This is a genomic window from Marinilactibacillus sp. GCM10026970 (assembly GCF_042660675.1).
GTDB lineage: Bacteria > Bacillota > Bacilli > Lactobacillales > Carnobacteriaceae_A > Marinilactibacillus.
The window spans coordinates 62,934-87,308 of record NZ_JBHSUL010000012.1 but is presented as its reverse complement, the minus strand read 5'-3'; the positions used below and the strand labels follow the sequence as shown (position 1 = coordinate 87,308).

General features: G+C 37.7%; 22 protein-coding genes and 1 riboswitch. Of the genes, 17 read left to right on the top strand and 5 right to left on the bottom strand.

Going from position 1 to position 24,375, the window contains the following annotated elements:
- The first annotated feature begins 10 nt into the window (after positions 1-10).
- The 8 genes from ACFP65_RS04725 (at position 11) to ACFP65_RS04690 (ending at position 7,567) form a co-directional block, all read left to right on the top strand.
- Positions 11-1,126: an S-(hydroxymethyl)glutathione dehydrogenase/class III alcohol dehydrogenase gene (locus tag ACFP65_RS04725; RefSeq protein ID WP_379916375.1), complete on the top strand. Its 1,116-nt coding sequence runs from the start codon at positions 11-13 to the stop codon at positions 1,124-1,126.
- A gap of 4 nt (positions 1,127-1,130) precedes the next feature.
- A complete protein-coding gene (fghA, locus tag ACFP65_RS04720; RefSeq protein ID WP_379916373.1) occupies positions 1,131-1,964 on the top strand; it encodes an S-formylglutathione hydrolase in 834 nt (277 codons plus the stop codon).
- A gap of 180 nt (positions 1,965-2,144) precedes the next feature.
- Entirely contained in the window at positions 2,145-3,032 is an 888-nt protein-coding gene (gene rapZ / locus ACFP65_RS04715) for an RNase adapter RapZ (protein ID WP_379916371.1), read from the top strand.
- Positions 3,032-4,042: a gluconeogenesis factor YvcK family protein gene (locus tag ACFP65_RS04710; protein ID WP_379916469.1), complete on the top strand. Its 1,011-nt coding sequence runs from the start codon at positions 3,032-3,034 to the stop codon at positions 4,040-4,042. The genes rapZ and ACFP65_RS04710 overlap by 1 nt, the downstream gene beginning before the upstream one ends.
- A gap of 39 nt (positions 4,043-4,081) precedes the next feature.
- Positions 4,082-5,017, top strand: coding sequence for a DNA-binding protein WhiA (whiA, locus tag ACFP65_RS04705; protein ID WP_379916369.1), 936 nt, complete (start codon positions 4,082-4,084; stop codon positions 5,015-5,017).
- 445 nt (positions 5,018-5,462) lie between these two features.
- Complete coding sequence (locus ACFP65_RS04700; RefSeq protein WP_379916367.1) at positions 5,463-6,434, top strand: Gfo/Idh/MocA family protein; 972 nt, start codon at positions 5,463-5,465, stop codon at positions 6,432-6,434.
- Between the two features lie 177 nt (positions 6,435-6,611).
- A complete protein-coding gene (locus ACFP65_RS04695; RefSeq protein WP_379916365.1) occupies positions 6,612-6,932 on the top strand; it encodes a PadR family transcriptional regulator in 321 nt (106 codons plus the stop codon).
- Entirely contained in the window at positions 6,932-7,567 is a 636-nt protein-coding gene (locus ACFP65_RS04690) for a DUF2812 domain-containing protein (RefSeq protein ID WP_379916363.1), read from the top strand. Before ACFP65_RS04695 ends, ACFP65_RS04690 begins: the two co-directional genes overlap by 1 nt.
- 113 nt (positions 7,568-7,680) lie before the next feature.
- Here ACFP65_RS04690 and ACFP65_RS04685 read toward each other — a convergent pair whose 3' ends face one another.
- Positions 7,681-7,935 carry a hypothetical protein gene (locus tag ACFP65_RS04685; protein WP_379916361.1) on the bottom strand — a complete coding sequence of 85 codons (255 nt, stop codon included), beginning with the start codon at positions 7,933-7,935 and terminating at the stop codon, positions 7,681-7,683.
- A gap of 199 nt (positions 7,936-8,134) precedes the next feature.
- Here ACFP65_RS04685 and ACFP65_RS04680 point away from each other — a divergent pair, with 199 nt between their 5' ends.
- The 3 genes from ACFP65_RS04680 to ACFP65_RS04670 all read left to right on the top strand — a co-directional run bounded on the left by ACFP65_RS04680 (position 8,135) and on the right by ACFP65_RS04670 (position 12,659).
- Positions 8,135-9,016, top strand: coding sequence for a LysR family transcriptional regulator (locus ACFP65_RS04680; protein ID WP_379916359.1), 882 nt, complete (start codon positions 8,135-8,137; stop codon positions 9,014-9,016).
- A 137-nt stretch (positions 9,017-9,153) separates the two neighbouring features.
- A complete protein-coding gene (locus tag ACFP65_RS04675) occupies positions 9,154-10,911 on the top strand; it encodes an ABC transporter ATP-binding protein (RefSeq protein ID WP_379916356.1) in 1,758 nt (585 codons plus the stop codon).
- Positions 10,908-12,659, top strand: a complete 1,752-nt coding sequence (locus tag ACFP65_RS04670) for an ABC transporter ATP-binding protein (protein WP_379916354.1) — start codon at positions 10,908-10,910, stop codon at positions 12,657-12,659. Before ACFP65_RS04675 ends, ACFP65_RS04670 begins: the two co-directional genes overlap by 4 nt.
- Before the next feature lie 83 nt (positions 12,660-12,742).
- Here ACFP65_RS04670 and ACFP65_RS04665 read toward each other — a convergent pair whose 3' ends face one another.
- A complete protein-coding gene (locus ACFP65_RS04665; protein WP_379916352.1) occupies positions 12,743-13,456 on the bottom strand; it encodes an MgtC/SapB family protein in 714 nt (237 codons plus the stop codon).
- Positions 13,457-13,732: 276 nt separating this feature from the next.
- On the opposite strand from ACFP65_RS04665, the gene rsxC reads away from it, so the two are divergent.
- From rsxC to ACFP65_RS04645, 4 genes are all read left to right on the top strand, one after another.
- Positions 13,733-15,058, top strand: coding sequence for an electron transport complex subunit RsxC (gene rsxC, locus ACFP65_RS04660; protein WP_379916350.1), 1,326 nt, complete (start codon positions 13,733-13,735; stop codon positions 15,056-15,058).
- A 6-nt stretch (positions 15,059-15,064) separates the two neighbouring features.
- On the top strand, positions 15,065-16,081 hold the full coding sequence (locus tag ACFP65_RS04655; protein ID WP_379916348.1) for an RnfABCDGE type electron transport complex subunit D: 1,017 nt from the start codon (positions 15,065-15,067) through the stop codon (positions 16,079-16,081).
- 204 nt (positions 16,082-16,285) lie between these two features.
- Positions 16,286-17,656: a glutathione-disulfide reductase gene (gene gor, locus ACFP65_RS04650; RefSeq protein ID WP_379916346.1), complete on the top strand. Its 1,371-nt coding sequence runs from the start codon at positions 16,286-16,288 to the stop codon at positions 17,654-17,656.
- 194 nt (positions 17,657-17,850) lie between these two features.
- Positions 17,851-17,948: riboswitch (purine riboswitch) on the top strand.
- A 191-nt stretch (positions 17,949-18,139) separates the two neighbouring features.
- Positions 18,140-19,603: an NCS2 family permease gene (locus ACFP65_RS04645; protein ID WP_379916467.1), complete on the top strand. Its 1,464-nt coding sequence runs from the start codon at positions 18,140-18,142 to the stop codon at positions 19,601-19,603.
- A 64-nt stretch (positions 19,604-19,667) separates the two neighbouring features.
- Here ACFP65_RS04645 and ACFP65_RS04640 read toward each other — a convergent pair whose 3' ends face one another.
- The 3 genes from ACFP65_RS04640 to ACFP65_RS04630 are packed head-to-tail and all read right to left on the bottom strand — an operon-like array spanning position 19,668 to position 22,475.
- Positions 19,668-20,888: an ABC transporter permease gene (locus ACFP65_RS04640; protein ID WP_379916344.1), complete on the bottom strand. Its 1,221-nt coding sequence runs from the start codon at positions 20,886-20,888 to the stop codon at positions 19,668-19,670.
- Entirely contained in the window at positions 20,878-21,597 is a 720-nt protein-coding gene (locus ACFP65_RS04635; RefSeq protein ID WP_379916342.1) for an ABC transporter ATP-binding protein, read from the bottom strand. Before ACFP65_RS04635 ends, ACFP65_RS04640 begins: the two co-directional genes overlap by 11 nt.
- A 14-nt stretch (positions 21,598-21,611) precedes the next feature.
- Positions 21,612-22,475: an efflux RND transporter periplasmic adaptor subunit gene (locus tag ACFP65_RS04630; protein ID WP_379916340.1), complete on the bottom strand. Its 864-nt coding sequence runs from the start codon at positions 22,473-22,475 to the stop codon at positions 21,612-21,614.
- Positions 22,476-22,725: 250 nt separating this feature from the next.
- Between ACFP65_RS04630 and ACFP65_RS04625 the strand changes: the two genes are divergently transcribed.
- Together ACFP65_RS04625 and ACFP65_RS04620 are read left to right on the top strand one after the other, a co-directional pair.
- Positions 22,726-23,469: a metallophosphoesterase family protein gene (locus ACFP65_RS04625; RefSeq protein ID WP_379916339.1), complete on the top strand. Its 744-nt coding sequence runs from the start codon at positions 22,726-22,728 to the stop codon at positions 23,467-23,469.
- Positions 23,470-23,477: 8 nt separating this feature from the next.
- Entirely contained in the window at positions 23,478-24,302 is an 825-nt protein-coding gene (locus ACFP65_RS04620; RefSeq protein WP_379916337.1) for a metallophosphoesterase, read from the top strand.
- Positions 24,303-24,375 lie beyond the last annotated feature (73 nt).

The window sequence follows — 24,375 nt, the reverse complement described above, 5'->3', positions numbered from 1 at the left end:
GGTATTCACTATGAAAAGCAAAGCAGCCGTAGCGTTCGGTCCAGGAGAACCACTTAAAATTGTAGAATTAGATGTTGAAGAACCAAAAGCAAATGAGGTTATGGTCAAAATTCTTTACACATCCGTTTGCCATACAGATGCTTTCACACTGTCTGGACAAGATCCAGAAGGGATTTTCCCTTCAGTACTTGGACATGAGGGTGCCGGAGAAGTTGTTTCTGTAGGAGAAAATGTCACTTCTGTAAAACCAGGGGACCACGTTATTCCACTTTACACACCTGAATGTGGCGAATGTAAATTCTGTCTTTCAGGTAAAACAAATTTGTGTGGAGCCGTACGTGAAACTCAAGGAAAAGGTTTGATGCCGGATGGTACAACGCGTTTTTCATATAATGGAGAACCTGTTTATCATTATATGGGAACGAGTACCTTTAGTGAATACACAGTCGTTAATGAAATTAATTTAGTGAAAGTTGACGAGCAAGCACCATTAGACAAGGTTTGTTTATTCGGTTGTGGGGTCACAACGGGCATTGGTGCTGTAGAAAAAACTGCACAAGTAGAAGAAGATGCCGTAACAGCTGTATTTGGTTTGGGAGCTATCGGTCTTGCCGTTATTCAGGGACTTAAAAAAGCCAATGCCAAGCGCATCATTGCAATCGATATGAATCCGGATAAATGGCCGCTGGCACAAGAAATGGGTGCAACAGATTTCATCAATCCATCAGATTATGATAGACCAATTCAAGAAGTGATTGTTGAAATGACGGACGGTGGTGTGGATTACAGCTTTGAATGTATCGGTAATGTAGAAGTGATGAAATCTGCACTAGAAGCTTGCCACAAAGGCTGGGGTGAAAGCATCATTATTGGAGTTGCCGGTGCTGGTCAAGAAATTCATACTAGACCATTCCAACTTGTAACTGGAAGAGTCTGGAAAGGTTCTGCCTTTGGTGGTGTTAAAGGACGTTCTGAATTACCAGGTATGGTTGATGATTATATGAATGGAGACATTGATCTGGATTCATTTATTACCCACCACCTAAAATTCAGTGAAATCAATGAAGCTTTTGAGTTACTGCACAAAGGAGAATCTATCCGTACAATTCTGACATATGGAGAGTGATTGAATGACTATCGAACTGCTTGAAACACATAAAGTCTTTAAAGGTGAACAACGCAAATACAGCCATTATTCTACAGTTCTAGACTGTGATATGGTATTCAGCTTGTATTTGCCTGAAGCTTCTGAAAAACAGCCTACCTCATTGATCTGGTGGTTATCTGGACTAACCTGTACAGATGACAACTTCAGCCAGAAAAGCGGCTTCCAAAAGGCTGCATCTGATCAAGAAGTGGCAGTCGTTATTCCAGATACTTCTCCAAGAGGGGAAGACGTTCCAGATGAAGATCGGTACGATTTAGGTAAAGGTGCTGGGTTTTATCTTAATGCGACACAAGAACCATGGGCAAAACATTATCAGATGTATTCTTATCTTACAGAAGAATTGCCAGAAATCGTACATCAGTTAATTCCTGATTTTTCTGGAAAAGAAAGTATCATGGGACACTCGATGGGCGGTCATGGTGCGTTGGTACTAGGGTTAAAAGAACCACAGCGGTTTAAAGCGATATCGGCCTTTGCACCGATTTTGACACCCAGTGAGGTGCCTTGGGGCAAAGAAGCCTTCTCAGCGTATCTCGGGACAGATAAAGCGTCTTGGAAAGAATGGGATGCAACTTATCTAATTAAACAAGTTGAGCAAGCACCTCCTGTTTTTGTCACTCAAGGGACGAATGATCAGTTTTACGAAGAACAGTTAAAAGAAGACATTTTTTTGAAAGCTGCGGAAGGTAAAACTGTTCAGTATCAAGCGGAGCCCGGGCATGATCACAGTTATTTTACGATTGCGACATTTATCAAAAAGCATATCCAATTTCATATAAATGAATTGAATAGATAACTATTCAGTATCTAAAGAAGCAGATGGCATATATTTTAGTATGCTATCGGCTTCTTTTTTACCCTTTTTAGAATAATTTTGCTAGACTGTATACATGACACACCCGGAATGTTATAATAAATGGAATGAGTCATTTTAATTTGTTGATAAAAAGGAACAAACAAAAGGGAGTGCTGGCAAGTGGCAGAAAATATCGAACTCGTAGTCATTACGGGGATGAGTGGCGCAGGTAAGACGGTAGCAATGCAAAGTTTTGAAGATATGGGCTATTACTGTGTAGATAATATGCCGCCGAATTTACTTCCAACATTCTGGGATCTTGTCAGAGAGTCTGGGCAATTTTCAAAAATCGCTCTAGTTATGGATCTGAGAATGAGAGACTTTTTTGATCAAATGAAAGAAATGATCTTCAAAGTAGAAAATAGTCCGCATATTACGACTCGAATTCTATACTTGGAAGCGACAGAGAAAGAACTGGTTTCTCGATACAAAGAAACGCGTCGATCACATCCTTTAGCAACAAGTGGACGAACGATTGATGGAATTAGAAAAGAACGTCAATTACTTGAAGATATTAAAACACGGGCGCAAGTTGTCATTGATACATCAGATTTAACGCCGCGACAACTAAGAGAAGAATTAATTAGTAATTTTAAAACAAAAGAAAAAGAAATGTTTAGAGTTGAAATGGTTTCGTTCGGTTTTAAATACGGACTTCCAATTGATGCGGATGTAGTGATGGACGTCCGTTTTCTACCGAACCCGCACTATATCGAAGAACTACGACCACAAACAGGATTAGATAAAAAAGTCTATGACTATGTGATGCAACAACCTGAAACAGAACCTTTCTACAAGAAGTTTGCTGAATTACTAGACTATGCGCTTCCTGGTTATAAAAGAGAAGGAAAGAGTAGTGTCACGATCGCAATAGGTTGTACAGGTGGGAAACACCGTTCAGTTGCACTTGCTGAAAGGCTCGGACATAAAATCCAGGCTGATGGGTATCTGGTCAACATCACTCACCGGGATAAAGATAAGACAAAGGAGTCTACCGTTCGATCATGATGAATTCAAAACAGAAAAAAAGACGACCAAAAATCGTTGTGATTGGTGGGGGAACAGGACTGCCAGTCGTTTTAAAAAGTTTAAAAGAAAAAGAGGCTGATGTTACAGCTGTTGTGACTGTAGCGGATGATGGAGGAAGTAGTGGAGCATTGCGTGAGAGCATTAATGCTGTTCCACCAGGCGATTTAAGAAACGTCCTGATCGCTTTGTCTGAAATCCCAGAAACGTTTAAAGAAATATTCCAATACCGCTTTAAAACAGATGATGAAACACTCGCAGGTCATTCAATTGGAAATTTAATTATTTCTGCAACAGCAGACATGAAAGGCAATATTTATGAAGCCATTCAGTTGCTTGCTAAAATGATGCAGGTAAAAGGGCATGTATATCCAGCGGCAGAAGAACCATTAATTCTGAATGCAAGATATGTGGATGGTTCTACTGAAAAAGGAGAATCAAAAATTGCTAAAGAAGGTAAAATGATTGATTACGTGGCGCTTTCTTGTGTAGGAGAAGCACATCCAATTATGGCAAGCCGTAAAGTAGTCTCTGCAATTATGGATGCGGATATGGTCGTTTTAGGACCTGGAAGTTTGTTTACGAGTATCCTACCTAATTTGATGATTCCAGATCTTGGAGAAGCGGTTATGAATACAGAAGCCAAAGTGGTTTATATTTGTAATATTATGACCCAACTTGGAGAAACGGAAAATCTTTCTGATGCAGAACACATTCAAGTATTGCATAAACATTTGGGGAAAAAATTTGTAGATATTGCTTTAGCAAATATTGGCAAAGTGCCCGACGAATATGTTGAAGACATTCAATCCACAGAAAATTTACTTCAAGTGGAGCATGATTTCAAGAGCATGCAAAAGGAAGTTCCGATTATTATTTCGGATGATTTTTTGGAGTATAGAAACAAAGGCGTTTATCATAATGGTGAAAAAGTCGCAGAAGAAATCTTTAGAACAGCTTTTAATTCTCAAAGAGCTTTTCTGAACTTTTAAACAAATTTGATGGAAGTTGGCAAGAGAGGAAGAGAGAACGTGTCATTTGCAGCAGAAGTAAAAAAGGAACTGACAATGCTGGAAGTTCATCCGGAGCATGCTAAGGCAGAACTTGCCGCATTGATTCGAATGAACGGAACATTAAGTATAGTGAATCAAGAATTCTTATTGAACGTGCAGACAGAGAATGCAGCGATTGCTAGACGCATCTATTCATTGATCAAAGATAACTTTGATGTTGAATCCGAATTGTTGGTTCGTAAAAAAATGAAGTTAAAGAAGAATAATGTCTATATTGTTCGATTGAAAAGTGGAAGTAAATTAATTTTATCTGAACTAGGTATTATGGATGGGATGCTCTATCATGGTCATGTTCCTGAAGAAATCATGAAAAATAGACAAAAAGCGAAATCTTATTTGAGAGGTGCCTTTTTAGCAGGAGGATCTGTGAATAGTCCAGGAACCAGTCGATATCATCTAGAAATCCACTCTAGCTATGAAGAACATAACGAAGATATTTGTAATATGATGAAAGAATTTGAATTAAATGGTCGTACACATGAAAGAAGAAATGGCCATATCGTTTACTTGAAAGAGTCAGAAAAAATCGCGAATTTCCTTTCTCTCATTGGCGCGACAGGAAGTATGTTCAAATTTGAAGATGTACGAATTGTCAGAGACATGAGAAATTCTGTTAATCGTCTTGTAAACTGTGAGAATGCAAATATGAACAAGACGATTGATGCAGCAGGAAAGCAGATTGAGAATATCAAGCTGATCGACAAAATGGTTGGACTGGATTCTATTCCAGATAAACTTCAAGAAATTGCTTTGCTTAGAGTAGAGTATCCAGATGTTAGTCTGAAAGAGCTCGGAGAGCTAGTACCTAACGGTGGCGTATCCAAATCTGGGGTCAATCATCGTCTTAGAAAATTAAACAAAATGGCAGAAGAACTAAAAGAGTATTCAGCCTAATTGAAAAAGAGGGATCCTGAAAAGAATTTCTCGGGATTCCACCTTGTTTTAAAGGTAATTTTAAAGTAAACTAGTTAATTGAGTCATCACTCACCATGGTGTAATGGATAACACCTGAGATTCCGGTTCTCAAGCTGGGGGTTCGATTCCCTCTGGTGAGGTTATATAGAGCAGAAACGCTAATTCAAAAGTGTTTCTGCTTTTTTTGTTTCACTTTTAGAGACAAGAATCTACTCAAATAAACTTTTCAAGGAAAAGTCGACGTAGACATCAAATAAAACTGAAATGAATACGTTTACTTTTGACGCTAGCGTTATGTTATGATAGAGATGTATTAAAATAACCTATGGACTAATATATGCGGTTGCATCAAAACTCATAAGAGCAGGTTTATGATGAACAATCACATAAATTGACCAACGATGATAAAACGGAGGATACTTAGATGAAGAAATTTGGATGGGCTTATATTGGTTGTGGCGGAATCGCTCAAGGTACAGCAAAAGAACTTGTTCAAACAGAAGACAATCAGATTGTTTCTGTATGGAATAGAACAAGATCGAAAGCAGATACATTTGTAGAAGAATTTGGCGGAAAAGTATATGATACAGCTGAAGAAGCGATTAATGCGCCAGAAGTTGAAGGCGTTTACGTCAATGTGAACGGAGACCAGCATGGGCACTACACAGAGTTAGCCATTAAAAATGGGAAAGCCGTTCTGTGCGAGAAGCCTTTTACGATCAATGAACAAGAAGCTAAAGATGTCTTCAATCACGCTGAAGAACAAGATGTTTACGTATCAGAAGCGATGTGGACTTGGCACAACGAGACTGCTCTAAAAGTGAAAGAATGGATCCATTCTGGAGCAATAGGGGAAGTTGTCTCAGCTGATAGTGCATTTGAAGTCGCATTACTGAAATACACAGATAATCCAAGACTAACAACACCTTCGATGCTGGGTGGTGCATTAATGGATTTAGGCGTATACAATATCAGATATAGCTACGAGCTTTTTGGATTACCTGAATCGATTCAATGTGAAGGTGAAATGCACGAGGTAGATTATAAAGAAGATATCGTATTCCGTTATCCGAATTTCGAAGTGAATATGAAGGTTTCAATGAAAGAAAACGGCGGACATTTTTTCAATATACAAGGAACAAAAGGATCAATAGAAGTTCCTCAATTTCATATGGCAAAAGAAGCCGTTTTGGAAACAGATGAGGGAGAGAAAAAATTTCAGGCGAGTGAAGACTTGCTATATGGAAAACAGTTTTCAAACGTTGCCCAAGAAATTCGTTCTGGAAAAAAAGAAGGAAGTTACATCTCTGCTAAAAGCACCATTGAAGTCATGGGATTGCTAGACGAATGTCGCAATCAAATGGGACTGGTATACCCACAAGAAATGGAGGATTAATAAAGAAGTATACTAATACTAAAAAGTACTGATCTCTTTCTATTGAGATGAGTACTTTTTTTGAGATTTTATTGCTATTTTCTATATTATTAACGATTTATAAAAAAATATTGACTTATATAGTATGACTGTATACACTGTAACTATATAGTTTAACTGTATAAAAGGGGATGCGATATGAAACGAAACTCAAATTTACCATTAACAGAAACGGTCTATTATATTTTACTAACGTTATGGAAACCTGCCCATGGATATTTGATTATGCAAAAGATAGAAGAACTGAGTGAAGGTCAAGTGAAAATGGCAGCCGGTACGCTTTACGGTGCGTTAGATAATTTGCTCAAATCAAAATTAATTGCACCAACTGTAAGCGAAGATAAAAGAAGAAAAACCTACGTGATTACTAAAAAAGGGAAAGAACTTCTAGAGGCTGATTTTAATAGAATGATACATATGGTCAAAATAACGGAGGCTATTGCTAAGGAGGTAGAATAATGATTAAATATAATATATTTATAGATCTTACTAAAGAAGAGAATTGGCTAAGAGAAATGAGTACAAAAGGTTATGCATTTCAAAAAAAGAAACTTGGTTATAACTTTAAGAAAGAAAGGACTCTCGAAACTATTTATAGAATAGATTATCGAACGTTTAACCGCAGAGAAGATTTCTTAGACTACATTGCTTTATTTGAAGATAGTGGTTGGATTCACTTGTCAGGAACAAAATCATCTGGAAAGCAATATTTTAAAAAGGACGAGACAAAAGATGACCTTGAAGGTGAATTGGATATTTTTTCGGATCAACAGTCTAAAGCCTTAAGATATAAAAGAACAATGCAGTATCTTTCTTATTCATTTATAACATTACTCTTCACGTCAATTGTACTATTTGATTCATCAAATATTGAAGCTAGTCTAAATCCTAAATCATTATATTACACACCCGGATTATGGCAACAAGAAGGGGTATCGTTCTGGTTTTCCTTTTTATTCGAAACACCTTTCGCACTTGCTAGAGGATTTATGTGGTATTTCTTTCCTTTAGCGTTAATCGTAAATGGATATTTATATATAAAGTCGCGGGAACAATGGAAGGATTGTCGGATATTCGACTCTAAAAAACCTTAATAGGAACAGAAAAAAATAATTAATTCTGAGAGTTCTCAGGTTAGATATATAATAAAAAAGCAGTCGAGATAAAAACATCTCGACTGCTTTAAAAGTATTCTATAGGTAGACTGTTAAACGAGCTCAATAACCAATTTATCTTCTTCGTTTAAAGAGATTGCGCCATTTGAATGCCATTCTCTTCCTGTAGATAAAGGATGTGAGTAAAGGAAAATGTCATTAGGTAGTACATAGAACACAACATTTTCTTCTTCAATAACGATTTTTTGAACAGACTCAACTTCGCCGTTTTTGACTTCAAAATCCATCGTACCAAGACCGGATTGAACAGTATTAATCAAAGGGAAAGGTGCTTTATCAGTAGACATAGTAAACTCCTCCTTTCAACTATGGTTACGTTTATTTTATACATAATCTGTATAAAATTAAACTAATAAGATTGTGTTAGTAGATTTAAAAGACAATGGTTGTGCTCAATTCAATAGTTTCGTTATAATGGTTGAAGGTTTACTCAACAGATGTGCTTTGAATAATCTACAGTCAATCCTAAAGAAATGAGATGGGTCCATGAATTTGAAACAATTAGAATATTTTCTTACGATAGTAGAAGAAGGCCAGATCACAGCCGCGGCAAAGAAACTTCATATAGCACAGCCGCCGTTAAGTTATCAGCTTCGCTTACTTGAAGAAGACCTCGGAGTACAATTAATGAAAAGAGGTTCAAGAAAAATCACCTTGACGCCAGCAGGAGAATTACTGAAGCAAAGAGCTGAACAAATTTTTTCTCTGACAACCGCTACGAATCGAGAAATGGAACTATTTAAAAAAGGAAATGTAGGAACATTATCAATCGGAACCATATCTTCATCTAGTACCGTCATTCCAGACCAGTCTATCTTATCCTTTGCTAGTCGATATCCAAATATTCAATTCGATATCCATGAAGGTAATAGTTATGAAGTAATCGAGATGCTTGAAAAAGGTGTGATTGATGTTGGAATTGTTAGAACACCATTTAAAAAGAGTGGGTTAGAAATCCGATATGCAAAGTCCGAGCCGATTGTAGCTGTTTTCCCAGAAGGACAGCACCACGGGAAACACAAAAATTTAATCGAACTCATTGAATTATATGATCAACCATTAATCATCTACAGACGATTTGAACAATTAATTCATGATGCTTTTGAAAAAGAACAAATCACGCCTTCGATTAAATGTAGAAATGACGATGCAAGAACGACATTAAACTGGACAAAATCTGGTTTTGGTATCGGCATTGTTCCCTTATCCGCTTTAACTGCTCAAGACAAATTAGAAATGACGTACAAAGAAATTGATGACAAAGAGCTTCAAACTCAAATGGCAGTCGTTTGGAAAAGTGATCGTCAGCATATACCTCTTGTACTGGAATTTATCGAATCATTTGCAAAATCTATCGAATCCATATAAATTAGTATAGAATCTAGGTTAGTATACTGTTATAGGTATACTTACAGATTTATAATGTATTTGTTCGTATAAGTGAACTAGTTTACACTCAAAAGAGTGAGAAAGAACGGAAACTAAAAAAAGGGGCTCAATTTATCTTGATAAGATTACTTAAATACGCCAAAAAGAACCAGATGTATGCATACTTGGGCGCGATAGCTAAATTATTGGAAGCAGTATTTGAATTATTTCTGCCTATTTTATTAGCAAGACTGATTGATAAAGGGATTAATGCTGGAGATACAGATTACGTAATTAGAGTGGGTGGACTAATGCTCATACTTTCTGTAGTTGGATTCGCCTTTGCTATGGCCTGTCAATATTCTTCATCAATCGCTTCGCAAAGTTTTGGTACAGAACTACGAGAAGTAATGATTAAAAAAATCAATACATTCTCTCACAAGGAAATTGATGACTTTGGATCTTCAACATTGATTACACGAGTGACAAATGATGTCAACCAGCTTCAACTAGCTCTGGCAATGTTGATCCGTCTAGTCATTAGAGCACCGTTCTTAAGTGTAGGATCGATTATTATGGCAGTTTATATCAGTCCGAGATTGGCGTTGGTGTTTACAGTACTGCTGCCTATTTTTGCTGTTATTTTAGGAATTATTATGTGGATCACTGTGCCTTTGTATAAAAAAGTACAATCGAAGTTGGATCAAATGGCTCAGACTGTTAGTGAAAATATGAGTGGTGTACGAGTGATTCGTTCGTTCGCCAGAAGACGATATGAAGCGAAACGTTCAACTGAAAACAGTGAGCAATTATCTAAAGCCAATATTCTTGTAAATAATTTGTCTGCTTTAATGACACCGGCGACAACCTTTGTTATGAATATCGGGATTATGGTTATTCTATACATCGGAGCGATTCAGACAAATAATGGCGCTTTGTTCCAAGGTGAAGTTTTAGCTTTAATCAATTACATGAATCAAATGCTTCTAGCTTTGATTGTTGTAGCAAACTTAGTCGTGATTTTTACAAAATCACAGGCATCCGCTTCAAGAATCAATGAAGTACTGGATGCGACGGTTACTATCGAAAATTCTACTGGAACCTATACTTTAGAAGACGTTCAAGATAAACCTCAGACAGCAATCAGATTTGACCATGTGTCGTTTGATTATGATGAAGATGCAGCTGATGCACTTTCAGATATTGATTTTTCTGTACCCATTGGGAAAGTTCTTGGAATTACAGGTCCTACAGGTAGTGGTAAGAGTACACTAATCAATTTGATTCCACGTTTCTACGATGCAACAAAAGGAAAAATTTCTGTCTACGATGAAAATGTTACACACTTCCAGTTAAAGGAACTCAGAAATCTGATAGGTTTTGTACCTCAAAGAAACACCTTATTCAGTGGTACCATTGCTGAAAACCTTAGATGGGGTAAGAGAGACGCAACTGATGAAGAATTATATGATGCATTGCGGATTGCTCAAATGGAAGATTTTGTAAAAGGGATGCCAAACGGCTTGGAGTCACCTGTATCAGAAAATGGTAAAAACTTTTCTGGTGGACAGCAGCAAAGACTGACGATTGCCAGAGCATTGGTTTCTAAACCCAAAATCGTTATCCTAGATGATTCATTAAGTGCATTAGATTATGAAACAGATTATAACTTACGTGAAAGTCTGAAAGGCATTAAAGACGCAACTATCATTATTGTTTCTCAGAGAATTAGCTCGATTCAATCAGCTGACCAGATTCTTGTAATGAACAATGGTCAATTAGAGGGTAGCGGAACACACGAATCCTTACTTGAAAGTTCTGATACCTATAAAGAAATCTATAAATCTCAAACAGACCCGTCGTCGACAATATTGGAGGAGGAAGAAAAAATATGAAAAAGAAAAAAATTCATCCTTCAGACTTAAAAAGATTAATGGTGTATTTGAAAAATTATAAGGTTATCGCGATTGTTGCTTTAGTCTTCGGGATTGTTTCAGGAGTCGGAACGGTAGCGTCGACTTATTTGATTGGACTTAGTATTGATACACTTGTAGGCGCAGGAGAAGTAGAGTTCAGTGCTTTATATCGTGTATTAATCTGGTTAGGCGTCGCTTATCTAGTGACCGTATTATCTCAGTGGCTAGTAAGAGTCTTATCTAATCAAGTTTCATTTAAAATTGTTAGAGATTTACGGATCGATACATTCTACAAACTGAATCAGCTTCCCTTAAGTTTTTTTGACCGTACAAGCCATGGGAACGTCGTTAGTCGTTTCACAAATGACTTGGAAAGTTTATCAGAAGCTTTGGTACTGATTTTAAGTAATTTGTTTACGGGTGTTATTATCATTTTAGCTTCATTAGGCTTTATGTTATATCTAAGCCCAATCCTAACCCTAGTCATTGTGCTTATTACACCCCTATTCTTCTTGGTAGGATGGTTAGTAGCGAAATATTCTCAGAAGTATTTCACGAAACAGCAAAATATTCTAGGGGATTTATCTGGATATGCTTCTGAAATGATTACAGGACAGAAAGTCGTTAAAGCTTTTAGTTATGAAGCTGAAATGGAAAAGACGTTCCAAGGGATGAATTTGGACCTATATAACTGGGGCCAAAAAGCACAGTTCACTTCTTCTGTAACCAACCCTGCAAGTCGTTTTATCGATCATGTAGCGTATTTGTTGATTGGTGTTGTTGGTGGGGTACTGGTGATTAATGGAACTGGGTCTGTGACAATCGGTACGATTTCAAGTTTCGTCATTTATTCTTCTCAATTTTCAAAACCGTTTATTGAAATTTCAGGTATTATGACGCAAGTTCAAACAGCTATAGCAGGACTAAGTAGAATCTTTAAGATCATTGATACGCCTGTTGAAAGACAAGATGAGTCAGATGCGATTGTTTTAGATAAACCTCAGGGTAAAGTAGATTTCAAAGATGTTTCATTCTCTTATGATCCTAAGACAACCTTGATTGAATATTTAACGATTTCAGTTGAACCTGGAGAAACGGTTGCCATCGTAGGACAAACCGGAGCAGGGAAATCGACGTTGATCAACCTTCTTATGCGTTTTTACGAATTAGATAAAGGAACGATTGAAATTGATGGTGTAGATAGTACGAAGTATACTCGTGATAGCTTGAGAACGAGCTTTGGTATGGTTCTTCAAGATACTTGGCTGTTCAACGGAACCGTGAAAGAAAACATTCGCTACGGTAAACCAAATGCTACGGACGAAGAGATTATTGAAGCGGCCAAATCTGCTTATGCGCATTCCTTTATCGAACGTCTCCCTAAAGGCTATGATACGAAATTAGGGAACAAAGGCATTTCTCTTTCGACTGGTCAGCAGCAATTACTAACTATTGCAAGAGTTATGCTAGCAGATCCACCGATGCTGATTTTGGATGAAGCAACGAGTTCTGTAGATACACTGACTGAGATTAGAATTCAAACAGCTTTCTTGAAAATGATGGATGGAAGAACAAGTTTTGTCATTGCTCATAGACTTTCAACTATTCGAGAAGCAGATGTTATCTTAGTTATGGATAAAGGGAGTGTAGTAGAAGTCGGAAATCATGATGAGCTAATGAAAGAAAAAGGCTATTACTATAGACTACATGAATCACAATTTAAATAAAACAAGAAGAGCGAAATCTGAATTCCCAGGTTTCGCTCTTTTTGTATCGATATATTTAAATAAATAAATTTGATTGTTCAAGATTAATTATCCAAGGTTGTTTTAATCGTATTGATTTCAAAGATATTCTTATTTTCCCCAAGGATAGCAATGAATTTCATCATATTAAAATTTATCGGGAGATGAAGTGTATATAAATCTCGGCAAACAGACGTGCCATCATCGTGATATGTTATGGAATGATCAGTCGAAACAACGCTGATATGATGTTCTTTGAAACACGTTTCCAAGTAACTTAATGTTTGCTCTCTATTTACATAGCGAATTTCTAATTGTTTTGTCCGTTCAATCTTAAATACACTTTTGACAGTTCTTAAAACGAGTAACATAATCAGAGTGCTGGAAATGGCCATAAAGTAATAACCCATACCCGCGGAAATTCCTAAACTAGCCACCGCCCAGATAGAAGCAGCTGTTGTTAGGCCAGTAACGCTTCGTTTGCTCACAATAATCGTACCAGCACCTAAAAATCCAATCCCATTAACAATTTGTGCTGTCAGTCGAGTAATATCGGTTGTGACAATTGGTGCGAGGTCTGTGTTATCTCTAGCAAATTCTATGACCCATTGACTAGCTTCTAATTGGGTTAGTGTAATAATGGCAGCGCCTAAACTAACGAGTGTATGGGTACGTATCCCCGCATCGCGTCCTTTTAATTCTCGTTCATACCCAATGATTCCACCTAAAGAAGCAGCGATTAAGAGTCTCAATAGCAATTCCATATTTGTAAATACCATAACGATCAACCTCCTCAGCCCAAATCGTCCTTTATAATAGCTCTATCATACTAAATATAGGCTACAAAGTTAACTATAAACGATATCTAAAACCATAAATGAAAATGCTTTTATATTATTAAGGAATTCTGTATAATTAAATTAAGACTATTTAAATTATAATTATTAAAATGAAATAATCATACTATTCTAGAAAAGATTCTTATTTATCAAGAAGTTAGACTAAAACTAAGACAACATTGACTTGAAAATCATCAAATAGAGAGGAAGATCGAAATGCAGTTTTCTTTTATGAGAAAACAGGGTGGATCACATCCTGAAGAGAAAAAAGACAGAACCAGGAAACTCCCAATTGTAGACGCGACCGTTCCTAAAGTCTTGATTTTTCCAGTATCTATGCACATCGGAGCACCTGCTAAACCGATTGTGGAAGTTGGCGATAAAGTTAAAGTGGGTCAAATGATTGCTGAAGCTGGGGGATTTATTTCTGCCAATATTTATTCTTCTGTATCAGGAGAAGTGATTGCAGTTGAAAAGAGACCTTCAACAGGTGGAGACATCGATTCAGTGATTATTAAAAATGACTTCGAGTATACAAAAGATGAACCGATCGTGGAACCAGGTAGATCAATGGATATGACAGATGATGAAATTATTGAAACGGTTCGTAAAGCAGGAATCGTAGGAATGGGTGGAGCAACCTTTCCAACGGCAGTAAAATTGAGTCCGCCACCAGGAATGACAATTGATACTTTGATTATTAATGGTGCGGAGTGTGAGCCTTATTCAACTTCAGACAATCGAGTGATGGTTGAATATTCTGATGAAATCGTTAGCGGAATCAATGTCATTAGAAAGTTGTTCCCTAAACTTAAAAAAGTTTACATAGGGATCGAGGACAATAAACCAAATGCATTAAAAGCAATGGAAGAAGCGACAAAAAATTACCGCGACGTAATTGTTCAGCCTTTAAAAACCATGTATCCACAAGGGTCAGAAAAGAACTTGATACAAACGATGACAGGTAGAGAAGTGCCTCCAGGTGGATTACCAGCGGAAGTTCGTTGTGTGGTCATGAATACCTCTACACTTCGCGCTTGTTACCGAGCATGCGAATATGGCGAACCACTAACTCAAAGAGTCGTTTCCGTTTCAGGTACGCCAATCAAAGAACCAAAGAATCTACTTGTGAAAATCGGTACGCCAATGGATTCCTTGATTGAAGACTGCGGAGGTTTTTCTGAAGTACCAGGAAAAGTTTTGTCTGGAGGACCTATGATGGGGAAACCTGTATCTGATTTAGGCATTTCGATCATCAAAGGTACGACAGCAATCACAGTTCTAACTCCAGCAGAAGCAGATGAAGGTGAAGAAAAAGATTGTATCATGTGTTCAGAATGTCTGAATGTTTGTCCGGTCAGTTTACAGCCTATATTGATCAGTGATGCATTTGATCGAGGAAATCTGCAGAAAGCAAAAGAACTAGGTGCGATGGATTGTATTGAATGTGGGAACTGCTCATTTATTTGTCCATCAAAAATTCCACTGTTAGATAATATTCGTGCTGCTAAAGCTGCAATCAAAGAACAGGAAGCGGGGTAGACAGTTATGGCGCAAACAATGGACGTTCAAGGGAAACTTCAAGTAGGACCTTCACCGCATGTTCGCTCTAAACGCACATCAGCGTGGATAATGGGACAAGTGATGATTGCACTTATACCACCTATGATTGCTGCTACTTTTTTCTTTGGACTGCAAGTTCTTTTAATGGTAGCTGTAGGTATTGGGTCGGCAGTGTTAAGTGAATACGCTTATCAAAGAATTCGTTACCAGCAAGTCAAAATTAATGACTTGAGTGCAGGCGTTACGGGTATGCTGGTAGGATTGAGCTTGCCTGTGACAGCGCCACTTTGGACGGTTGTATTGGGGTCAGTATTTGCCATTGTAATTGTAAAACAACTCAACGGCGGAATTGGTAAAAATTACTTTAATCCAGCTGTTGCAGCTCGAGTTATGCTGAAAGCTTTTTTCTCACCATGGATAACAAACTGGGTTTTACCAAGTGCTTGGGGAGTAGATGCTGTCGCTGGTGCGACCCCTCTTGAATTTATTGGGAATCGTGCTCAGACTGTTTCAGAACAGGTACCTGAACTATGGGAACTGTTTTTGGGCATTAACCTTGGAGGAAACGTTGGTGAAACATCTAAATTGGCTATACTGATTGGTATGTTGTACTTAATTTTTAGAAGAGTTATTCATCCTAAAATTCCGATATTATATATATTGACCACTGTAGTGATTATGGGATTCTGGAGTGCATTTAATTTCGACTTTATGATGACACATGCACTCACTGGAACGCTTTTTTTCGCAGCGACTTATATGGCTACAGATTATAGTTCAGGCTCATTGACGCCAGCGGGGAAAACTGTTTTTGCGATTGGATGCGGTGTGCTAACAGCATTCTTCAGAATCGTTTTCAATTATCCTGGCGGAGTAGGGTTTGCCATTTTAATTATGAACTTCCTCGCTCCTTTTATTGATGGAAAATTAATGCCTAGAATTTATGGGCACAAAACACGTCCAGCTACGAAATACGATCGTCAAGGCGAGTTAAATAGATAATTCGAAATCAAAAGCATCTCTTTGCAGCACTAAGCTGAGAAAGAGATGCTTTTATAATAATGTTAGAACAAATCAATTACACATTGAATAGGAACTGAACGGTTCATTGATAGAAAGATACTCTTTAAGGAAAAGATACTAGGTAAGAACAAAGATTCATTGTACAATAAGTAAGTGAATACTGTATAAGTTAGGATGAGAAAAATGACAAAGACAAACAAAGAAAATCATTATGATTATTTAGTAATCGGCGGCGGTAGTGGCGGTATTGCATCCGCTAATCGTGCCGGAATGCATGGAGCAAAAGTAGGCTTGATTGAAGCCAATGATCTCGGTGGAACTTGTGTAAATCTAGGTTGCGTTCCTAAAAAAATCATGTGGCACGTATCTGAAATGATGGAAGAACTAGACTTATATGCTGCAGACTATGGAGTGGAGTTAAGCGAAACTCCAAAGCTAAATTTCAAACGAATGGCTGAAAATAGAAGAACCTTTATCCAATACTTGCATACAGCTTACAAAAAAGGATTAGACAGTAACGGTGTTGAACTGATTAAAGGATATGCAAAATTTGTCGATGAGCATACTGTAGAAGTAAACGGAGAACAGTATACGGCGGATCATATCTTGCTGGCAACTGGAGGAAAACCTAAACGACCGAGTATCCCTGGTGGTGAATTTGGGATTGTTTCAGATGATGTGTTTGACTTAAACGAATTACCTAAAAGAGTGGCAGTCGTTGGCGGTGGTTATATCGGAGTAGAAATGAGCGGAATATTCCATGGTTTCAAAGCGGACACGCATTTATTTATTCGTAAGCCGATGCCACTTTATGGATTTGATTCTATTATCTGCGAGGGCTTTACTGAATTAGCTGAAGCAGAAGGTAAACATGTTCATACGAATAAATCGGTTAAAGAAGTTAAAGAAAACCAAGATGGTTCTTATACGATGTATTTTGAAGATGAATCCACACACGAAACGGACCTCATTCTTTGGGCAACAGGAAGAACACCAAATACAGAAAATCTGAATCTTGATGTGACGAAGGTTAATCTTTATCCGGGTGGTTATATTGAAACGGATCAGTATCAAAATACCACTGCCGAGCACATCTATGCAGTAGGTGATGTAACAGGAAGAGTAGAGTTGACACCTGTAGCCATCGCAGCTGGAAGACGTCTTTCAGAAAGATTATTTAACGGGAAAAAGGATTTATATCTGGACTATAATACCATTCCGACAGTGTTTTTCACACATCCTCCAATTGGAACGGTAGGCATGACAGAAGAACAGGCAAAAGATGAATATGGGGACAATGCCATAAAAGTGTATACATCTAAGTTTACCTCTATGCACAGTTCGATTACCAAAAACAAACAAAAATCTTATATGAAATTGGTTTGTTTAGGGAAAGATGAACAAATTATTGGCCTTCACGGTATTGGCCGAGGGATGGATGAGATGCTACAAGGATTTGCGGTAGCAATTAAGATGGGTGCTACAAAAGCTGATTTTGATGATACAGTAGCCATCCATCCAACAGCAGCGGAAGAGTTTGTTACGATGAGATAAGTTTCAAGAGAACCTTTGTATGGGTTCTCTTTTTATTTTGAAAGCTTTTACATGTTCAGATTCAAACCGTTTAGCTGAACTTTAATAGATAAATAAACGTTGAAAAACCGATAAACACGAACTTTAATAAGAATATAATGGTCATTGTTCTAGTATAAGGTTGCTTTTTTAATAGATGCCTATTATAATTGAAAATGAATTTGTATAAATCATCTAATATAGTTTAGCGATACGGGCTAACGTTTCTACCAATCACCTTAAAAGATTGACTATTAGATCTAGAGATAATGGAGTCGTTCATTTCTCATTGATCGATTAGTTTTTAGGGATGAGTATTCTCATCCTTTTTTATATGCTCTTATACAACTTAATGGTACTGAAAAAGTAGAAAGAGATGATTCCGTAGAAAGCTGAAAATTAAGAGAAGTTATACAAGAGCTTCGATAATCGAAGTATCTATCTTGAAAGAGGGTTATATCAGTGTTGGAAAAATACTTTCAACTGAAAGAAAATAATACAAATGTAGGGCGTGAAATCGCAGCAGGGGTTACGACTTTCTTCGCGATGTCATATATCGTTTTTGTAAATCCGCAGATTTTATCATTAACAGGAATGCCATCTCAAGCTGTGTTTCTTGCAACGGTTATTTCTGCAGCGATTGGTACATTAATAATGGGATTATATGCCAAAGTACCTTATGCGCAGGCACCAGGTATGGGTTTGAACGCGTTCTTTACTTACACAGTTGTATTTGCACTAGGTTTCTCATGGCAAGAAGCCTTAGCAATGGTCTTTATCTGTGGGATTGTAAATATCATCATCACGATGACAAGTATTCGTAAAATGATTATCCATGCTATACCAGAAACTTTACAACATGCTATTGGTGGGGGAATTGGGGTATTTATTGCCTACATCGGACTAAAAAATGCGGACTTCCTAGAGTTTACATCTGAAGCTCCAGATGTCATTTCTGCTAATAACGAGACATTTGACGCTGCTAGAGAAACGTATCAAGGTGGGTTAAATACAATCGTAACTGGTGGTGGGATTATTCCTGACCTTACAGCATTTACATCTCCACATGTATTGTTAGGTTTGATTGGATTAGTCTTGACGATTATCTTGTTGATTGCAAACGTTAAAGGTGCGATTTTAATCGGAATTATCGGAACAACTTTGATTGGTATTCCAATGGGAGTGACAGATTTGTCTGGTTTGACAAATCCTTCAAATTCAATAGGAGCAGCTTTCTCTGACCTTGGAATCACGTTTGGAGCAGCATTTGGTTCAGAAGGTTTTGGCTCTCTTCTAGCTGATCCATCTCGCTATGCACTCGTATTTATTACCGTATTTGCATTTACACTGACGGATATTTTCGACACAATCGGAACCTTTATCGGTACAGGTCGTAAAACAGGCATCTTCACTCTAGATGACGAAAAAGCAATGGATGAAGGTAAAGGGATCAATACAAAATTAGAAAAAGCGTTGTTTGCAGATGCTATCGCAACAACTGCTGGATCGATCTTTGGTACCTCAAATGTAACGACATTCGTAGAAAGTACAGCAGGAATCGGAGCTGGAGGTCGTACAGGTCTGACAAGTGTAGCCACAGGAATCATGTTCTTGCTAGCGGCAGTATTTTCCCCAGTAATTGCAATTGTACCTGGAGCAGCAACTGCACCAGCATTGATTGTAGTAGGGATTATGATGATGTCAGCGTTTGGAGAAATTAACTGGAACGATTTAGAAGAAGCAGTACCCGCGTTTTTCGCATCAATCTTTATGGGATTTGCCTATAGTATTTCTTATGGCATCGCAGCAGGATTTGTTTTCTATATCATCACTAAAGTAGTCAAAGGGAAAGCGAAGCTCGTACATCCAGTGATCTGGGTAACAGCTGCATTATTTATCATTAACTTTATCGTCATGGCAAATATTTAAAATATGAACGCAAAAAAGCTTATGCTGACAATACAGATTGTCTAGCGTAAGCTTTTTTATATTTTTATTCGTAACGTAAAGCTTCGATTGGATCTAGTTTTGCAGCTTTTCTTGCAGGGTATATACCAAAGAAAACGCCAACAGCTGTAGAAAAGACTAGTACGAGTACGACACTTCCAAGTGTAATATTTGGAATGATATCAAGGAACCCGGCAATGATATTGGATAATAAGATACCTAAAGTCAATCCAATTAATCCACCAATCAAACTCAAAATAATCGACTCCATTAAAAATTGAGTTAGAATCGTATTGGTTGTTGCACCAAGCGCTTTTCGAGTACCGATTTCTCGAGTCCTTTCAGTAACAGATACGAGCATGATATTCATGACTCCGATACCGCCTACTAGTAAGGCAATCCCGGCAACTGCCGCTATAAAGTTGATGAATAGTCCAAGCACATTATCCACTTGATCGAGTGCTTGTAAAAAGTTTGTCGCGTTATACTTATTTTCTCCTACGGCATTGTTTCTAAGTTCAAGCAAGCGAACGATCTGGTTGGAAACAGGTTCGATTTGTTCAGTCGCACCAACTTCGATAATAGCAGAACTAATACCTGCAAACTGAGGAATGGCGTTTCCGATTGTAGAATTTGGCATCGCGATAAACAAGGGGAGTTCACTTGTATCGAATGCACCTTGTATATCTCCAAATCTTCCTTCTACAATCCCGATGATTCTTAAATTAAGTGGCACCTGAGCTGTCGTTACGCGCAAAGTTTCTCCAACGACATTTGTACGTCCAAATAAAGCTTCTGCTGCATCTTCATCAATTACAACAACGTCCGCTGATTCATCATAATCGTTTTGGTTAAAGTAACGACCATCAACCAGATCAGAATTCATTGTCTGACTAAGATATTGAAGATCGGGCGTACCATATGAAATAACTGCCTGTCTGGATTCATCGTCAGAAGATATGGTTCCTTGAGTCTGTTCGTTTGGAGAAATATAGCGGATATCTTCTATAGAATCTTTCAGTACCGATAAATCCTCGTTGGATAACGCTTCGCCACTTTGCTCAGAATCACTCGCACTCAGTTGAATTGTTGTCGCACCTAAATCACTAAAAGTACCGGTGATTTCACTAGCAGCTCCATTTCCTACTGCGAGTATAGCAATAACAGAAGCTATTCCGATAATAATTCCAAGCATGGTCAGAAAAGAACGCATTTTATTAGCAAAAATACTATCCAGTGCCATTTTTAAGTTTTCTTTAAAGAACATGTTTGTCCACCTCCGTTTGTTTCAAACGTTTAGGCGTTAGGTATTCATTTTTTTGAAGTACACCATCTCTGAAGTGGATAGTCCGTTTAGTATACTCAGCCATTTCAGGCTCGTGAGTAACCATAACAATCGTTGTACCTTCATCGTTAAGGTCCTGAAAAATTTTCATAATATCTTCAGTTGTTTTAGAATCCAAATTGCCTGTAGGCTCATCTGCCATCAACACTGAAGGATTATTTACAATGGCTCTAGCAATCGCAACACGTTGCTTTTGACCACCAGATATCTCATTTGTAAGATGGTTGATACGATTACTTAAACCAACTTTTTCTAACGCTTCAATCGCTCGTTCTCTTCGTTCTTTTCTTGGAACCTTCGCGTACACAAGCGGGAGCATGACATTTTCCAGCACACTCATTCGAGTCATCAAATTAAAGGACTGAAAGACAAATCCGATTTCTTTGTTTCGAATATGGGCCCGTTCGTTATCTGAAATTCCAGATACATCTGTTCCATTCAAAAGATAGGTGCCACTATCAAATTGATCTAGTAATCCAAGTATGTTCATTAAGGTAGATTTTCCCGAGCCACTAGGACCCATTATAGAGGTGAATTCTCCTTCTTGAATAGATAAAGAAACTTTATCTAGTGCTTTTAAAGTTTCCCCGCCCATTCGGTAAATCTTTTCGATATCTTTGATCTCGATCACGAGAATACCTCCTATTAATCTTCTAATTCTACTTGCGTGTCTTGAGTAACGTCGTCTCCTGGAGATAAAATGACTTGGTCTCCTTCGGATAAACCATTTGTTACTTCAATAGTGGTATTTGATTGAATACCCGTCTCAATTTCGACTCTTTGAGCTGTCTGATCTACAACCGTATAGACGAAAGGCTGATTGTTTTCATCATAGTTCAAAGCCTCAATAGGAACGATTAAAGCTTGGTCAGCAGAAGCAACCGTAATATCAGCATCAATTTCAAATCCAGCAATCAATCCTTCAGGCTGGTCATCAAATGTTATCACTGCACCAAGCGATGTGGTAGAGCCAACTTGAGATTGTTCTTGTGTTGCTACAGGATCAATACGTGAGACTGTTCCTTGATAGTCTTCATTTGAATAAGTCAACAATACTGGTTGGTCAACTTCTACTAAATTAGCATCTGAGCGAGATAATTGAATCATAACTTCTAGATTATTCAAGTCGGCTAAAACGATAGAAGCTTGTCCTTGTTGTACATTGTTGTCTGGTTCTTCTTCAGAGACATTCACTTCAGTAATCGTTCCATTAAAGTTTGCAGTATAAGCAGTACCGTCTAGATAAGTGAGTAATGTATCATCTTCTTCAACAGCATCGCCAACAGCTACGTTTAATTCCGAAACGATCCCTTGACCTAAAACTTCCTGAGTTTCAGAAGGGACAATGGTTCCATTTGATACGACAACTTCTTTAACCGAGTCTTCTACGACTTCAGCTGTTCTCACGGTAGGGGCTTGCTCATCTTGTGAGCTATTCCAAATACTAAATCCAATAAACCCTATAACGGCTACCAATACGATAGCACCTAACCACTTTTTCCAATTCATTTACACTGCTTCCTCTCTTCGTTCGTACATTTTTATTCATATAATGATTATACCGTTCGATATGAACGAATTCTATGAAGAAAACTTGAAGATGTATGAATATTCATTCAATCTATAATAACAAGACAAAATTGAATTCACTACATTAAGGCATGTCGAACGGAAAAATGCCTAAAGGTATAGGGAAATCCATTAGTATGGTAAGATAATTACACAGACATCAGGATGAGAGTAATAGGGGGATTGTAATATGAAAGATAAATTATTTATAATCGGGGATATTCATGGACAAATCACCATGTTCAACCAACTTCTAGAGCACTGGAACAAAGAAGAAGAACAGCTGGTACTAGTTGGAGACTTGGGGGACCGTGGTGAGAATCCAAAAGCCTGTTTTGAAAAAGTCAGAGAATTGATAGAAAAAGAGCAAGCCATTTGTCTAAGAGGAAATCATGAAGAGATGCTTTTGAATTTTATGAAAAACCCGAATGAGTTCAGTTCTAACTATGCGATGAATGGAGGAATGGTGACCGTTGCTTCTTTTTTACAGACAGAACTAAAGGGAAAAGAGCCTTTTGAATTAGCGAAAAATCTTCAAGAGAAGGCGCCGTGGTTGAAACCATTTATTGAAACCTTGCCACTTAAATTTGAATGGGAGAACTTTCTTATTGTACATGCGGGGATTAATTTGACGATTCGTAACTGGAGAAATACGAGTAATCGAGATATGGTATGGATACGAGAAGGATTTTATGATCAACCAAACAGGACAGGAAAAACGATTATTTTTGGGCATACCGTTACAGCCATGTTAAACGAAGATCCAACAGATACCTCAATATGGGAAACAGATGATGGGAAAATCGGTATTGATGGAGGAGTTGTATATGGCGGTAGCCTTCATGGTATTGTCATTGACAAGGAAGGTATAATTGCTCAATATAGTATTGAAAACAAAGGATATGCGTATAGCAACCATTTGCGAAAGGAATAAAGCACAGCATGAAAATCGGTATGATATCGGATCTGCATATAGATATCAATGAAAAAGCGCTAAAACTAGGTGAAACTGCAGAATCACTAGTCACACAAATCATTTTAGATCAAGAATTGGACATTTTGTTAATTGCGGGGGATATTTCCAATCACTACGAAAAAAGCCAGAAATTTCTGGAAAATATTCAAGAAACTACTAAGATTCAAGTCTTTTTCACACCAGGAAATCACGATTACTGGTCAAAAGAACATGAAGTGAAAGATACAAATCAAATTGACTCTTTTTTTACTTCAAAAAAAGAGTCACTAGTGGGAAGTCCTAAAATTCTTAACGATGAATGGGCCATTGTAGGTTCACCAGGATGGTATGATTATGGTTATGGAGATCATAAAAAGTATTCAATCGAGCAATTCGACAAGAAAAAATATAAATTTGCTTCCTGGAATGATCGGCATTACGTAGACTGGGGCAAGGACGATCAGAGTGTCAGTAAAGAGATGTTAAATCAACTAACAAGCGATATTGAATCCGTTGGTAATCGGAAAATTATTTTGATGACGCATGTAGCGACACATTCAGAATTTGTTGTCCCTTTGCCTAGTCGTATCTACGATTATGCGAATGCTTTTTTAGGAGCCAAGTCGTACGAAACGCTTTATAAAAAGTATCCCCATATTGAATATAGTTTGATGGGGCACGTTCATTTTAGAAAGACTTATCGAGATACTGATCGGACTTATATTTCTGCGTGTCTAGGCAACAAGAGACATTGGAGCAATAAAAATTTCAAAGCACAGCTAGAAAAAACACTGGTCGTAATCAATCTATAAGAAAAAGGTAGAAGTCGAGGTCGCTCGTTTCTACCTTTCTTTGTGTCGCTAATCTTTTGGTCACCACGAGAGA

What these genes read in the sequence shown, in the direction of transcription:
- fghA (WP_379916373.1), top strand. Translation starts at nt 1,131, where the DNA reads ATGACTATCGAACTGCTTGAAACACATAAAGTCTTTAAAGGTGAACAA.
- ACFP65_RS04700 (WP_379916367.1), top strand. Translation starts at nt 5,463, where the DNA reads ATGAAGAAATTTGGATGGGCTTATATTGGTTGTGGCGGAATCGCTCAA.
- ACFP65_RS04655 (WP_379916348.1), top strand. Translation starts at nt 15,065, where the DNA reads ATGGCGCAAACAATGGACGTTCAAGGGAAACTTCAAGTAGGACCTTCA.
- ACFP65_RS04620 (WP_379916337.1), top strand. Translation starts at nt 23,478, where the DNA reads ATGAAAATCGGTATGATATCGGATCTGCATATAGATATCAATGAAAAA.
- ACFP65_RS04625 (WP_379916339.1), top strand. Translation starts at nt 22,726, where the DNA reads ATGAAAGATAAATTATTTATAATCGGGGATATTCATGGACAAATCACC.
- ACFP65_RS04630 (WP_379916340.1), bottom strand. Translation starts at nt 22,475, where the DNA reads ATGAATTGGAAAAAGTGGTTAGGTGCTATCGTATTGGTAGCCGTTATA.
- ACFP65_RS04685 (WP_379916361.1), bottom strand. Translation starts at nt 7,935, where the DNA reads ATGTCTACTGATAAAGCACCTTTCCCTTTGATTAATACTGTTCAATCC.
- ACFP65_RS04725 (WP_379916375.1), top strand. Translation starts at nt 11, where the DNA reads ATGAAAAGCAAAGCAGCCGTAGCGTTCGGTCCAGGAGAACCACTTAAA.
- ACFP65_RS04670 (WP_379916354.1), top strand. Translation starts at nt 10,908, where the DNA reads ATGAAAAAGAAAAAAATTCATCCTTCAGACTTAAAAAGATTAATGGTG.
- ACFP65_RS04680 (WP_379916359.1), top strand. Translation starts at nt 8,135, where the DNA reads ATGAATTTGAAACAATTAGAATATTTTCTTACGATAGTAGAAGAAGGC.
- ACFP65_RS04640 (WP_379916344.1), bottom strand. Translation starts at nt 20,888, where the DNA reads ATGTTCTTTAAAGAAAACTTAAAAATGGCACTGGATAGTATTTTTGCT.
- ACFP65_RS04690 (WP_379916363.1), top strand. Translation starts at nt 6,932, where the DNA reads ATGATTAAATATAATATATTTATAGATCTTACTAAAGAAGAGAATTGG.
- ACFP65_RS04665 (WP_379916352.1), bottom strand. Translation starts at nt 13,456, where the DNA reads ATGGTATTTACAAATATGGAATTGCTATTGAGACTCTTAATCGCTGCT.
- gor (WP_379916346.1), top strand. Translation starts at nt 16,286, where the DNA reads ATGACAAAGACAAACAAAGAAAATCATTATGATTATTTAGTAATCGGC.
- ACFP65_RS04710 (WP_379916469.1), top strand. Translation starts at nt 3,032, where the DNA reads ATGAATTCAAAACAGAAAAAAAGACGACCAAAAATCGTTGTGATTGGT.
- rsxC (WP_379916350.1), top strand. Translation starts at nt 13,733, where the DNA reads ATGCAGTTTTCTTTTATGAGAAAACAGGGTGGATCACATCCTGAAGAG.
- ACFP65_RS04695 (WP_379916365.1), top strand. Translation starts at nt 6,612, where the DNA reads ATGAAACGAAACTCAAATTTACCATTAACAGAAACGGTCTATTATATT.